13 protein-coding genes, 1 tRNA gene and 1 pseudogene are annotated in these 13,766 nt (G+C 30.9%); 6 read left to right on the top strand and 9 right to left on the bottom strand.

Annotated elements, in window-relative coordinates; translation table 11 throughout:
• Positions 1–48: 48 nt before the first annotated feature.
• Positions 49–1,836 (bottom strand): DNA primase, encoded by a 1,788-nt coding sequence (dnaG, locus tag L8U98_RS06520; RefSeq protein WP_263725304.1) that lies wholly within the window; start codon positions 1,834–1,836, stop codon positions 49–51.
• A gap of 74 nt (positions 1,837–1,910) precedes the next feature.
• On the opposite strand from dnaG, the gene L8U98_RS06515 reads away from it, so the two are divergent.
• The 6 genes from L8U98_RS06515 to L8U98_RS06490 are packed head-to-tail and all read left to right on the top strand — an operon-like array spanning position 1,911 to position 6,817.
• The gene (locus L8U98_RS06515; protein ID WP_263725303.1) at positions 1,911–2,873 is read left to right on the top strand and encodes a hypothetical protein; all 963 of its coding nucleotides are present in this window, start codon (positions 1,911–1,913) and stop codon (positions 2,871–2,873) included.
• The gene (gene rnhA, locus L8U98_RS06510) at positions 2,870–3,310 is read left to right on the top strand and encodes a ribonuclease HI (protein ID WP_039668930.1); all 441 of its coding nucleotides are present in this window, start codon (positions 2,870–2,872) and stop codon (positions 3,308–3,310) included. Before L8U98_RS06515 ends, rnhA begins: the two co-directional genes overlap by 4 nt.
• Positions 3,303–3,971 (top strand): ribonuclease III, encoded by a 669-nt coding sequence (rnc, locus tag L8U98_RS06505; RefSeq protein ID WP_263664061.1) that lies wholly within the window; start codon positions 3,303–3,305, stop codon positions 3,969–3,971. Before rnhA ends, rnc begins: the two co-directional genes overlap by 8 nt.
• A complete protein-coding gene (aroC, locus tag L8U98_RS06500; RefSeq protein ID WP_263725302.1) occupies positions 3,968–5,056 on the top strand; it encodes a chorismate synthase in 1,089 nt (362 codons plus the stop codon). The genes rnc and aroC overlap by 4 nt, the downstream gene beginning before the upstream one ends.
• A gap of 55 nt (positions 5,057–5,111) precedes the next feature.
• Positions 5,112–6,155 (top strand): Cj0069 family protein, encoded by a 1,044-nt coding sequence (locus L8U98_RS06495; RefSeq protein WP_263725301.1) that lies wholly within the window; start codon positions 5,112–5,114, stop codon positions 6,153–6,155.
• Positions 6,156–6,190: 35 nt separating this feature from the next.
• Complete coding sequence (locus L8U98_RS06490; RefSeq protein ID WP_039629140.1) at positions 6,191–6,817, top strand: trimeric intracellular cation channel family protein; 627 nt, start codon at positions 6,191–6,193, stop codon at positions 6,815–6,817.
• Between the two features lie 195 nt (positions 6,818–7,012).
• On the opposite strand, the gene L8U98_RS06485 is transcribed toward L8U98_RS06490, so the two are convergent.
• From L8U98_RS06485 to L8U98_RS06450, 8 genes and pseudogenes are all read right to left on the bottom strand, one after another.
• Positions 7,013–7,087, bottom strand: a tRNA-Glu gene (locus L8U98_RS06485).
• Positions 7,088–7,140: 53 nt separating this feature from the next.
• Positions 7,141–8,294, bottom strand: a pseudogene (gene nhaA, locus L8U98_RS06480) (Na+/H+ antiporter NhaA).
• Positions 8,291–9,451: a Na+/H+ antiporter NhaA gene (gene nhaA / locus L8U98_RS06475; RefSeq protein WP_263725300.1), complete on the bottom strand. Its 1,161-nt coding sequence runs from the start codon at positions 9,449–9,451 to the stop codon at positions 8,291–8,293. The pseudogene nhaA (L8U98_RS06480) and the gene nhaA (L8U98_RS06475) overlap by 4 nt, the downstream one beginning before the upstream one ends.
• 81 nt (positions 9,452–9,532) lie before the next feature.
• Positions 9,533–10,504 (bottom strand): Fe-S cluster assembly scaffold protein IscU, encoded by a 972-nt coding sequence (locus L8U98_RS06470; RefSeq protein WP_039619400.1) that lies wholly within the window; start codon positions 10,502–10,504, stop codon positions 9,533–9,535.
• Positions 10,505–10,514: 10 nt separating this feature from the next.
• On the bottom strand, positions 10,515–11,693 hold the full coding sequence (locus L8U98_RS06465; RefSeq protein WP_115646283.1) for a NifS family cysteine desulfurase: 1,179 nt from the start codon (positions 11,691–11,693) through the stop codon (positions 10,515–10,517).
• A 122-nt stretch (positions 11,694–11,815) separates the two neighbouring features.
• On the bottom strand, positions 11,816–12,961 hold the full coding sequence (locus L8U98_RS06460; RefSeq protein WP_263683141.1) for a hypothetical protein: 1,146 nt from the start codon (positions 12,959–12,961) through the stop codon (positions 11,816–11,818).
• Between the two features lie 77 nt (positions 12,962–13,038).
• Positions 13,039–13,218, bottom strand: coding sequence for a putative motility protein (locus L8U98_RS06455; protein WP_039619394.1), 180 nt, complete (start codon positions 13,216–13,218; stop codon positions 13,039–13,041).
• Positions 13,219–13,271: 53 nt separating this feature from the next.
• Entirely contained in the window at positions 13,272–13,760 is a 489-nt protein-coding gene (locus L8U98_RS06450; RefSeq protein ID WP_263725299.1) for a hypothetical protein, read from the bottom strand.
• Positions 13,761–13,766: the final 6 nt, after the last annotated feature.

The following is a 13,766-nucleotide window of genomic DNA, read 5'->3' as shown; positions in this document are numbered from 1 at the left end:
TTTGGCATATTGTAATGAATATTTTTTAATTTTTATGCAAGTTTTTATTTAAAAAACTTCTTCTTCAAAGTTGTAATGAATTGCTTTTTTATCTTTGATGTTTTTTTGTAGTCTATTTAAAAATAATTCCAAACTTTCCTCATCATCTAAAAAATGCACGCTTTTTAAAACTTCTATCAAGTGATTAAAAAAAACTTCATCATTTTGATAGCTTTTTTTGATTTTTTCTAAATTTTGATTGAGCAAATTATAAATTTGTTTTTTAAAGGCTTGTTTTAAATTTAAACTTTTTAATTTATTAAAATATGCAAGGTTGATCTTGCAAATAGCATATAAAAATTCTTCTAAATTGCTTAAGTTTTTGATATTTTCAAATTCATAAAGCTCTCTTATACTAGGATCTTCAAAGTTTTTTTGCTCTAAAATAGCTTTAGTAATATCTTGGTGTAAAAAATATTCTTTTGCGCTTAAAAGTTTAAAAAGCCCTATGGTTTCATTATTTTCATATAAAAATTTCAAAAGCTCTAACTCGCTTATATTATTGATTTTATTTTGTTTGATGGGATTAGTAAAGTTTATGTTTTTTCTTGTATTTTTAGAAAGTTTAATATCATTAATATTTACACCCAAAAGATTTGCTACTAAGGTAGTGTAGGAATTTGCTACTAAAGGCTCAAGATTAAAAGTGTATTTTTGTACCTCTTCTAAAGCCTTTTGCTTACTAAGTGCTGAGTTTAAATCACAACTTGCAATCAAACTTCTTATATAAAATTCTCCAAGTTCTATACCTTTTTCTAAAATATTAAAAAGTAATTTTTCTTGATGGCTTGCTACAAGTTCAGCCGGATCTTTTCCACCTTCTATTAAGACTACTTTTCCATCAATTTTTGCTAAACTTAGCAAATGTGCTGAACGCACAGCAGCATTAAGTCCTGCATTATCATTGTCAAAACACAAAATTACTCTTGCTTCTAATCTTTTTATTAAAGGTATGTGATTTTCACCCAAAGCAGTTCCCAAAACCGCTACAGCATTTTTAAATCCTGCTTTATGAAAGGCTATAGCATCCATATAGCCCTCACAAATTATCATTTCTTTTTGTTTATAAATGGCATCTTTTGCTAAATTGAGTGCATAAAAAACGCGTGATTTATCAAAAAGTTTGCTTTGGGGAGAATTAACATATTTTGCCATATTTGTTTCATCTAAAGTTCTACCACCAAAGCCTATAAGCAAATTTTTATGATCATAAATACTAAAAGTAATGCGGTTGATAAAACTTGCATAAGCGCCATTTTCATTTTGTTTTATCGCACCTACCTCTAAAGCTTCTTCTTGAGTGATTTGCTCATTTTGTAAAAGTCTTAGTGTTTCATTAGAACTTGGCGCAAAGCCTAGTTCAAAGGTTCTGATATCCTCATCATTTAAGCCTCTTTTATAAAGATAAGCTAAAGCTTCTTTGTTTTTAGCTAGGTTTTGTTTATAAAAAGCATTAAGAGTAGGCAAGATATGAATGATGGATTTTTTATTATCTTGTTTTTGCGAGGTATAAGTAAGTGAAAAATTACTCCATGAAGCAACTTTTTCCACCGCTTCAACGAAGTTTAATTTCTCATAATCCATTACAAATTTAAAAACATTACCCCCGGCCTTGCATGCAAAACAATGATAAAATCCTTTAATAGAATTAATATGCATACTAGGATTTTTATCATCATGAAAAGGACAAACGCAAACATAGCTTGAGCCTTGTTTTTTTACTTCAACATAATGAGCTATGATATCAACAATATCTGTTTTTTGTAAAAGTTGTTCTATACTTGCTTGTTCTATCATCTTTAAACCTTAAAGAAAATTATATAAGCATTTAGCTATAATTGTTATAAATTTGAAAATTAAGTTGTAAGGTTATGGATTTTTTCTTTGTAGAATACCGCGATCCTTTATTTGGTCTTATTGTTTTAACTGCTTTGGTTTTTATCATAGCTAGCTCACATTATATATGGCGTATTTTTGCAAATAAAGATCAAAAAAGCAAACTTGATCGTTTTGTAAAAAAATTTGAAATTAATTCCACACACCAACAAATTTTAAAAAATGCCAATTTAAGCATAGAAAATTTAAATTTCTTAGCTCAAATTTTTACCAAAAGTGGTGAATTTGAAAAAGCTGTGGGGATTTATCTCATAGCTTTGCAAAAAGCAAATGAAGCAAGCCAAAAAGAATTTATCTTTTTTTCACTAGCACAAGTTTATCTAAAAGCAGGATTTTTAGAGCGTAGTGTAGAAGCTTTGTTAAATGCCTTAAAAATTAAAGCACGTAATAAAGAAAGCTTAAAACTTTTAAAAATTGTTTATTTAAAACTCAAAGATTATGACAAGGTTTTAGATGTTTTAGAGTGTTTGTTTGAGCTAGGAGAAAATATATATACAGAAAAAGCCTTGATAAAAGCTTTAAAAATTCAAGCAAGTTCTAAAGAGCAAGAACAAAAACTAAAAGAAATTTTAGCTTTGAGCAAGGATAATGAGTATATTTTAAGACTTTGCTTTTTGCATTATAAAGATAAACTTACTCAAATGCCTCAATTTGAAAATGTCATTGATTTGCTTAATGAATGCAAAAGTCCGCTTAATCTTGAAGATGAAAAATACCACGAGTTTTTTTATGCAAAAAATTTAAGCAACAAAGCTATTCCTATCAAAAATCATAAACTAAAAATTTTAAAAATTTTAAACGATAATGAGCTAAGTGCAAATCTTAGCTTTACTTATGTATGTAATAATTGTAAAAATCAAAGTCCTTTGTTTTTTTATCATTGTCCATTTTGTTATGAATTTGGAAAATGTGAGATTTATTATGAGGTAAAAGCTTGAAAAATATTGAAATTTATACTGATGGTTCTTGCTTAAACAACCCTGGCTTTGGAGGGTGGGCTTATGTTTTAACTTATAAAAATCATCAAAAAGAACAAAGTGGGGCGTGTGAGAATACAACAAACAACCGCATGGAATTAATGGCTATTATAGAGGCTTTAAAAGCTTTAAAAGAACCATGTGAGGTAAAGTTATACACAGATTCAAATTTAATGGTACAAAGTATTAATGAATGGCTTGAAGGTTGGGTAAAAAAAGATTTTAAGGGTAAAAAAAATATTGATCTTTGGAAAGAGTATTTAAATGTAGCTAAAGATCATAAAATAACTGCTTTTTGGATCAAAGCGCACAATGGCCATGAATTAAATGAGCGTTGTGATGAGCTAGCAAGAAATGCAGCCTTAAAGCTCCAAGAAGAAAGGTCAATAAATGCTTAAAAAACTCCAAGAAAGATTAAATTATCATTTTAAAAATGAGCAATTGCTTATCGAAGCTTTGACGCATAAAAGTTACAAAAAGCCTTATAACAACGAAAGATTAGAGTTTTTGGGTGATGCTGTGATGGATTTAGTGGTAGGGGAGTTTTTGTTTTTTAAATTTCAAAAAGACTCAGAAGGAAATCTTTCTAAACTTAGAGCAGCTTTGGTGAATGAAAAATCTTTTGCAACTTTAGCGCAAAAACTTGATCTTGGAGCATGTATTTTTATGTCTATTGCAGAAGAAAATAACGATGGACGCAACAAACCTTCCATACTTTCTGATGCTTTTGAAGCACTAATGGGGGCTTTGTATTTAGAAATAGGTTTTGAAAAAACTAAAAATATAGCATTAAATTTGCTTAATGAAGTTTATCCGCATATTGACACACAAAGTTTGTTTAAAGACTATAAAACAAGACTTCAAGAAATTACACAAGCAAATATGGCAGGCACGCCTGAGTATGTAGTGGTAAAAGCTTTTGGGCCTGATCATAAAAAGCAATTTGAAATCGCAGTAAAAATTCAAGGCATAGAAGTAGCAAGATCTATAGCAGGTAGTAAAAAAGAAGCCCAACAACAATGTGCTAAAATCGCACTTGAGAAATTAGGAAAACTATGAATAGTTTTGGAGTAAGATTTAAATTTACAAGCTTTGGCGAATCTCATGGTCAAGCTATAGGTTGTGTGATAGATGGTATGCCAGCAGGGGTGAAATTTGATTTTGATTTTTTGCAAGAAATGCTAGATAAAAGAAAGCCAGGTCAAAATAAATTTAGCACTCCTAGAAAAGAAGAAGATAAAGCTCAAGTTTTAAGTGGAGTTTTTGAGGGTTATACAACAGGAACTCCTATAAGTGTTTTGGTGTATAATGAAAATACACGCTCAAAAGATTATGAAAAAGATGTATTTCGTCCTGCACATGCTGATTTTACTTATTATCACAAATATGGCATTAGAGATTATAGAGGCGGTGGAAGAGCTAGCGCTAGAGAAAGTATAGCAAGAGTAGCAGCAGGAGCTGTAGCACAAATGCTTTTAAAAGAATTTGACATAGAGATAATGAGCGGAGTTTTTGGAGTAGGAAGCATTGATAGCAAACTTAGCAATGATGAGTTTGATTTTGATTATGCTAAAAATAGTGAAGTTTATGCTTTAGATAAAAATTTAGAGCAAAGTTTTAAAGAAGAAATTTTAAAAGCTAAAAAGGCAAAAAACAGCATAGGCGCTAGAGTTTTTACTAGAGTGAAAAACCTTATAAAAGGTTTAGGCGAGCCTTTGTATGATAAGCTTGATTCTAAACTTACTCATGCAATTATGGGGGTAAATGCGGTTAAGGCTATAGAAATAGGAAGCGGTATTCAAAGTAGTTATATGTATGGAAGCCAAAATAATGATGAGTTGAAAGATGGGGTGTTTTTAAGCAATCATAGCGGTGGGATCTTAGGCGGAATTTCTAATGGGGACTTTATCGATATAAAAACATATTTTAAGCCAACTCCTTCTATATTTTTACCCCAACAAACGCAAAATATTCAAGGAGAAAATGTTATACACGAGTTAAAAGGCAGGCATGATCCTTGTGTGGGTATAAGAGGTAGTGTTGTGGTAAATGCTATGGTAGCAATTTGCATGGCTGATGCCTTGCTTTTAAATGCAAGCTCAAATTTGCAAAATTTACAACGAGTTTATGGAAAAAACAAATAAAAATTTAATACTTATTTAGATATGATGATAAAATATCTTTAAAAAAGGGAGAAATATGAAAAAAAATATTGTGTTTTTTGAAGTTAGAGGTGGTAGCGATAAAGGTGAAGATGGCCATAGAAAAGATACTATGCCTATGGTGAATGCCTTAAAAGAACAAGGTTGGAATGCTGAGGTTATCTTTTTTGAAGTTGAAAAGAAAGATGAAATTTATGAATATGTAAAAAACAATGCTGATGCTTATGTTTCTAGAATCAACCCGGGAAATTTAAAAGAAGAAAACGAGTATTTTGATATGCTTAGAAAACTTTGTGCAAATGGTGTTATAGGTATGCCTCATCCTGACGCGATGATAGGATATGGCGCTAAAGATGCGCTTACCAAGCTTAATAAAACGGCTTTAGTGCCTGAAGATACTTATGCGTATTATGATATCAAAACTTTTAAAGAAAGTTTTCCAAAAACTTTAGCAAAGGGTGAGAGGGTTTTAAAACAAAATCGTGGTTCAACGGGTGAGGGAATTTGGCGTGTAAGATTGATAGATGAGCTACCAATGGGGACGACAAGTGTGCCATTAAATGCAAAAATCAAATGCACAGAAGCAAAAGATAATCACACAGAAGAAAGAGAACTTGGTGAGTTTATGGACTTTTGTGAGCAATACATTATAGGTGATAATGGTATGCTTGTAGATATGACTTTCTTGCCGCGTATCAAAGAAGGTGAAATTAGAATTTTAATGCTTTATCATACTCCAATTTATGTAGTGCATAAAAAGCCTGCAGAAGGTGCTGATGCATTCTCTGCAACACTTTTTTCAGGTGCAAAATATAGATATGATGAGCCAAAAGATTGGCAAGGATTGGTTGATTGGTTTTTAGCAACCTTACCTGAAATTCGTTCAAAACTTGGAAATTATGATATTCCTTTGATTTGGACTGCTGATTTTATCTTAGATACAGATGAAAATGGTAAAGATAAATATGTTTTAGGTGAGATTAATTGCTCTTGCGTAGGATTTACTTCTCCTGCTGAATTTGTTGATCCTATTGCTAAAAAAGTAGCTCAAAATATCATTGATATCGTAAGTAAAAATTAACCCTTGTTTTAACAAGGGTTTTTTGAAAACTCATTATGCTTTTAACTATACTTTATATTATCGGAATTACTGTTGATGCAATGACAGGAGCTATTGCTGCGGGAAGACATAAAATGGATCTTTTTGGAGTGATATTTATAGCTTTGGTAACAGCTATTGGCGGAGGTTCTATTAGAGATATTTTGCTTGATCATCATCCGCTAACTTGGATTAAAACTCCTGAGTATGTGATTTTAATTTGTGTTGCAGCTATGATTACAACAAAAATTGCCAAATATGTTATAAGGCTTGAAAAACTTTTTTTGATTTTAGATGCTATAGGTTTGGTTGTTTTTAGTGTTTTAGGTGCACAAATTGCAATACAAATGGGGTATGGTTTTATAGTGGCTGTGAGTTCAGCTGTAATTACTGGTGTATTTGGTGGGATATTAAGAGATATATTGTGTGCTAGGATACCACTTGTATTTCAAAAAGAAATTTATGCGGGTGTTGCTATATTAACAGGGGCTTTGTATTATATATTGTATATTTTGGGCGTAGATGAGTTATGGGTAATTCTTGCTTCATTGATTGTAGGAACCATAGCAAGACTTTTGGCGATATATTATGGTTTAAGTTTGCCTATATTTTCTTTTAAAGATGGAGAAAATAAAGAAAGTTAAAATTCTATCTTATAAATTCTTAAAGGATAAGCCTTATTATCCATAGTATTTTCATAAAATCTTACAAGCTTGTTAGTAGGTAAATTTATTTATATTTTTTACTTTTAGAATATTTATTTGATGTATTGGTTATAAATTAAGTTTAGTTATGGAAAATTACTATTTTTGATATTTTTGTAATTAGAAGTTAAAAAGTGGTGACCCATACGAGACTCGAACTCGTGTTACCGCCGTGAAAGGGCGATGTCCTAACCGCTAGACGAATGGGCCAAATATTAAATAAGAAATGAAATTATATCTTATTTAATTTAAAAAAAACTTAATTATTTTACAAAGCGCAGATAAAAATAGCCAAATACACCTGAAGCTAAGGAAGCTAGTAAAATAGCAAAATTATCCACAAAATTAAATATATCACTTACTTCATAGGCAAGGGCGTCTATAAAAAAGCTCATGGTAAAACCTATGCCTGTGAGTATACAAACCCCATAGAGTTGTTTAAAATTAGTATCTTTTGGCAGTTTTGCAAGTTTAAATTTAATTGCCATATAAGCAAAGCCAAATACACCTAGTTGTTTTCCAACAAACAAGCCTAAGAAAATCCCTATACTTACACCGCTAAATAGCATATGTACTTCAATTTTTGAAAGATCAACCCCTGCATTGGCAAAAGCAAAAAGTGGTAGTATTATAAAAGCTATCCAAAATTTTAAACCATGCTCGATTTCTTCTAATAAAGCATGGTTGTTTTTTGTAAATACAGGTATAAATAAAGCTGTGATGATACCTGCCAAAGTTGCATGCACTCCACTTTTTAATACACTAAGCCAAAGTAATGCTCCAAGTATATAATAAAATGATTTTCTTTCATTGCCCAAGCGATTAAGTAAAAATAGACCCACAATACAGCAAAAAGCAACAAAAAAAGCTAAAGTTGAAAGCTCTCCTGTATAAAAAATAGCAATGATTAAAATAGCTCCTACATCATCAAAAATCGCTAAAGATACTAAGAATATTTTTAAAGAACTTGGTATGCGTTGTTTTAGCATTGTAAGTATAACTAGGGCAAATGCAGTATCAGTTGCCGTTGGTATAGCCCAACCTTTTAAAACATAAGCATCGTTAAAATTGATAGCACAAAATATCAAAGCAGGCGCAACTATATCACCTATAGCAGCCATTAAGGGTAGGTAATATTACTAAGAGTTTTAAACTCTCCTTGAACAAATTCTTTTTTTAATTCAAGTCCTATGGCAAAGAAAAAGATTGCAATAAGACCATCATTAATCCACAATAAAGAAGGCTTAAAAAGTTCCCAAGCACCTACTTTTACACCCATTTCTACACTTAAAAAATCCATATAGTGTTGTCCATAAGGACTATTTTTAAGTAGCAAGGCAAAGATCGTTGCTAATAAAAGCAACAATCCTCCTAAAATTTCAAGTGATAAAAAGTTTTGGAAACTTCTTAATTTCATTTTTTAAAATTATAAATAAGTTTTAAGTAAACATATCCAACTATAGCGCTTAATAATGAAGCTACTAAAATTGCAAGTTTGTCTGAATATGCAAAAATATCACTATTTTGATAAGCTAGGCCATCTATAAAAAAGCTCATAGTAAAACCTATACCTGTGAGTATACAAACCCCGTAAAGTTGTTTGAAATTAACATTTTGTGGAAGTTTTGCTAGTCCTAGTTTTATACTAATATATGAAAATAAAAATACTCCAATTTGTTTTCCCAAAAATAATCCTAAAATAATACCTAAGCTAACCGAAGAAAACATAAAGCTTGGATCCATATCTTTTAAATCAACTCCCGCATTTGCAAAAGCAAAAATAGGCAAGATGAAATAACTCACCCAAGGTGCTAAGTCGTGTTCTATTTCTTTTAAAAAAGACTCACCGCTTTTTGTTTGAAGTGGTATAAATAAAGCAGTAATCACACCTGCCAAAGTTGCATGCACCCCACTTTTTAACATGCTTATCCAAAATACTATAGCTATGATGATATAAAAAGATTTTTTGGTAACGTGGAAATGATTTAGCAAATAAAGTGCTAAAATACACACCAAAGCAGCAATCATAGCAAAAACTGAAAGTTCGCTTGTATAAAATAAAGCAATCACAATAATCGCGCCTAAATCATCAAAAATAGCTAAAGAAAGTAAGAATAATTTTAAAGAAGTAGGTACTCTTTTGCCTAAAAGCATTAAAATACCAACCGCAAAAGCTACATCAGTAGCCGTTGGTATAGCCCAACCTTGCAAAGCAAAAGGATCCTTATAGTTAAAAAACGCAAAAATCAAAGCAGGCACTATCATACCACCAAGTGCAGCAAATACAGGTAAAGACATAGCCTTTATGCTATTGAGTTGCCCTCTTGTTACTTCATATTTTAATTCAAGTCCTATAGCAAAGAAAAAGATTGCAATAAGGCCATCATTAATCCATAAAAGTAAAGGTTTGAAAATTTCTAAACTTCCAGCTTGAAAGCCAAAAGGAATATTTAAAAAGTTAGTATATTGATCCGTTAAAGAACTATTTTGTAAAATGAGTGCAAGTACGGTAAAAAATATTAGCAAAACACCAGGAAAAGTTTCACTTTTAACAAAGGTTTGAAGTCTTTGCATAAATAGCCTTTTTAAATTTTTATTAACGTGTTATTTTAACATAAAAAGGCTTGAAATTTAAAGTTTAAGCAGAAAAACTGCTTAAACAGGTATAACGCGTATATTTGGACTAAGTTCTTCTTGTAAGATATTTTCTATAGCATATAAGGTTGCACCACTCCCACTTGAACAGCCACTACATGCTCCAAGATAACGTATATATATATCTATATTTTTATTGTCACTTTTTTGGATATCAATTACTTCTAAATCTCCACCATCACCGTGTAGCATTGGACGCACATCGCTATCTAAAACAGCTTCTACTGCTTTTAGCTGTTTAACCATGGTCATATCATCAAAAGCAATATCGGCTTTGCTTTGATCTTTTAGCTTTTCTCTTTCCATTTCAGCTCTAGTTTCAGCTAAAATATCTACAAGATAATAATCTTTTTTCTCATGTCCTCCAGGCTTAACACAAGATTTACAAAAAGCACCTGCTTTGGTAAATTGCGTTATTTCTTCTACTGTATGTAAATCATTTAGTTTGATTACTTCTTTAATGGTTCCAAGGCTTACCCTAGCACATTCACAAACTATGATTTGATCTTCAAAATCCTCAGGATTAACACCTTTATAATGCGCCGCAGCTTGTTTGATAACATCATAAGCCATAACTGAGCAGTGCATTTTTTGCGGTGGAACTGCAGGAGTTTCGGGATTATCTCTCATAGCAAATTCAACATCTAAATTTGTAATTTTTACAGCCTCATCTACGGTTTTACCTATACAAAGATCAACCATAGTATCACTACTTGCTATCGCTGTACCACAGCCAAAGCTTTTAAATTTAGCATCAATGATTTTATCAGTTTTTTCATCTACCAACCAATAAAGCCTAACCGCATCACCACAGCTTTCAGCTCCAAAATCTGCAACAATAAGTTTTGCATTTGCTTTTTGTGCATCTTCTTGTGTGAATTCGCCCATATGTTGAGGGTTATTCATTCTATCTTGTACTTTTTGAGAATACTCATCCCAAATTGATCCGCCAATTAAATTATTCTTTGCCATTTTTTATCCTTTAAATATTTTCAGGCTTATATGCATAAGTACTTGAGATTGCTCTAAGTCTTTGCGTTGCTTTTTTTATTTGCTCTGCTGCATAATCAATTTCATCTTCTGTGTTAAATCTTGATAAAGAAAGTCTTAGGGCAGTATGAGCTAAATCGTTTTCAGCGCCAATTGCCTCCATGATAGGATTGCTCTCAAGTGCTTCGCTAGCACAGGCTGAACCGGTGCTTGCTGCTATACCATTTTTGTTTAAATCCCAAAGCATAGCCTCGCCTTCTACGCCTTTAATGCTTGCTAAGATGGTATTAGGAACCCTTCTTGATCTATCTCCAACTACACTTGTATCAGGCATAGCTAAAATTAAATCTTCTAATTTATCTCTTAATCTTCTAATGTGTGAGTTTTCAAAATCAAGCATAGTATTTGCAATTCTTAAAGCTTCTGCCATTGCTATAATATATGGCACATTTAAAGTTCCGCTTCTTCTACCGCCCATATGCTCACCACCATGTAAAAGCGGAGTTAATTCTATATCTTTTTTAATATAAAGTCCACCTACACCTTTTGGACCATGGAATTTATGTGCAGAAAATGAAGCAAAATCAACTCCAGCTTTTGCAAAATTAACCTTGATTTTCCCAACAGCTTGAGTTGCATCAGTATGAAATAATGCTCCATATTCATGAGCAATTTGAGCCATTTCTTCTATAGGAAAAATCATACCAGTTTCATTATTTGCCCACATAATGCTTACTAGGGCAGTTTTATCTGAAATAGCTTCTTTTAGATCTTTTACACTAGAAACACCCTCATGATCAACGCCAAGTTCTATGACTTTTACTCCTAAAGATTTTAAAAACATAGCACTAGCTGCTACTGCAGGATGTTCTACACTAGAAATAATTACTTCATTTCTATCGCTATTTAAAATTCTATCAAAATATACACCTTTTAATACCCAGTTGATACTCTCTGTGGCACAGGAAGTGATAATGATGTCATCTAAATCGCTTGCCCCAAGTCCTGCATAAAGTTTATCCATAGCTTCTTTTAAAGCAGGGTGAGTTGCACTACCCCATTGATGAAGGCTGTTTGGATTACCATAATGTTCTTTTAAAAAAGGTTTCATAAGCTCATAAGCTTCTGGTGCAAGTTGTGTTGTTGCATTATTATCTAAATATACTTTCAAAATTACACTCCTTTAATTAGGATAATTTTTATCTTTTTTGTTAATATACACTAAAATGTTAAATTTAACATTAAACTAAATGGATTTAACTTGTGTAAAATTTTTTATTATTTTAGCACAAGTTAAGCCATTGCATTTAAATATGAGTGTAAAATTTTATTAATGCTTGCTTGTCTTTTGCGATTTTCTAAAAATTGGGTATCTAAAAGTTCTTTTTGAGTATTAATTTTTTCAAGATCGATATTAGAATCATTTTGATTAAACTCTTTTTTTAAAGCTTCAAAATCTTTGCTAATTTGCTCACTATAAAGACTATAAATAGAACTTGAATTAGCAAATTCTTGCATGTTGATACTGTGTTGATAGTTGATGTATTGTTGAAAGAAAACTGAAAGTTTATCTTCTGTGGTGTTGTTTTTATCTACTCCATTGATATATAAATATAAATCAAAACTCATTTTTTCTTTATTGCTTTCACTTAGATAATCTTGCATACTCATTTGACCTCTCATGAGTTTTTGAAAATTTACATTAGAAGACATATCTAACTCAATAGGAGTTAAAAAGAAATTAGCCTTTTGATTATTTTGTTCTTTTAAATCATGATAAATATAATTAAGCAATAATCCACTTTTAGAAACTTCGCCTTGTCGGTTTAGATAAGGTCTTATGATAGGATTACTAGCCGTGTTTTCAATGCTCGCATTGAATGCAAAGTCTCCTATTTTGTTATCAAGCATTAAGGTATTTAGATTTTTATTTGCTTCTTTTGCATTTTGTAAACTTTTGGCATTTTCATAAACTTTTAAAATTTTTCCTTCATAAGTATAGCTATAACCTTGATTTAATTCTGAAATTTGTGCTTTACTTAAAAAACTATTATCATTTTTTTGAAATTCATGATTGATGGTTTTTAGTGTATTATGATAAGTGTTTAAAAGTCTTGGTAAGTCTATTTTGTTATAGTTTAAATTTTCATCAAGCTTTATAAGTTGTTTTGAAATTTCTCTTATGCTTTTTATATTAATATCATAATCAAGAGGCAAAGCAGCCGTTTTATTAAGATCTTTTTCAAAAAAACCTTGCTCATTGATTCTAAAACCAAACTCGCTTGCATAGCTTACTTCATAATCTAAATTAGAACCTTTTATATCAAGTAAATCACTTTTAATATTGGTATTTTCTTTTTTTTCTTCCGCGTGTCCAGTCTTTGCAAAAGGATAATTTGCAAAATTCTGATACGGATTGACATTAGAATTTACAAACATAACTCTTCTCTTCAAAAATATTGCTTAGCCTTAAAAAAGCAAAAGCTATGCCAAAATTTTTGAATCGAAGAGAAAAATTAAGCGTAAATGTCAAGCAATCCTGAACTAGTGCTAGGAGTAGTAGTTGGAGCAGGGTTTGCATTTACGCCTTCAAGTACTTGCATTACTGCATTTTCATTGGCTTCTATGGTTTTTTTCATCATAGTAGTTGCAATGTTAAGCATTAAACTTGCTTGGTTGTTAGTAACTTCGCCCATAACATACTCCTTTTGTTTGGATTAGTAATATTATCGGCAAAGTTTGGTTAATATTAAGCTATATTATAAATTTTTGATAAGTAGTGATTGTGAGTGTTTTCTTTTGCTTCAAGCATATCGATATAGTTTTTAAACTCATCCATATCTTTAAAAAGATTTTTTATGGTAGTGTTAATTTCGCTAGAAAAATTTTGAAGATTGCTTTGTGTTTTTAAATATCTTTCTATTTGATAAATTCTAGCGATTTCTCTTTCATACTCATCTTGAGTTATTCTTTTTGCACTAAATTCTGCATTTAGTATTTTTTTATCATTGATAATAAATGATTTTTTTTGATTGTTGATTTTAAATTCAACGATAAATTCTTCTTTTGAATTAATAATTTTTAAGTATTTTAATTTAGCTTTATTTTCTAATAAAAGATAGCTTATACACTCTAAAAACATATGTGTAAAAATTTCTCTTTCAAAGATATTTTGACAAATATCGGTGTATTTTAAACCCAAGCTTTGTTGATGATCTAAAAAAGCTATATTTGACATGATCCA

The sequence above is a fragment of the Campylobacter sp. RKI_CA19_01128 genome (assembly GCF_025771175.1).
Taxonomy (GTDB): Bacteria; Campylobacterota; Campylobacteria; order Campylobacterales; family Campylobacteraceae; genus Campylobacter_D.
This window is presented reverse-complemented; position numbering and strand designations above follow the sequence as displayed.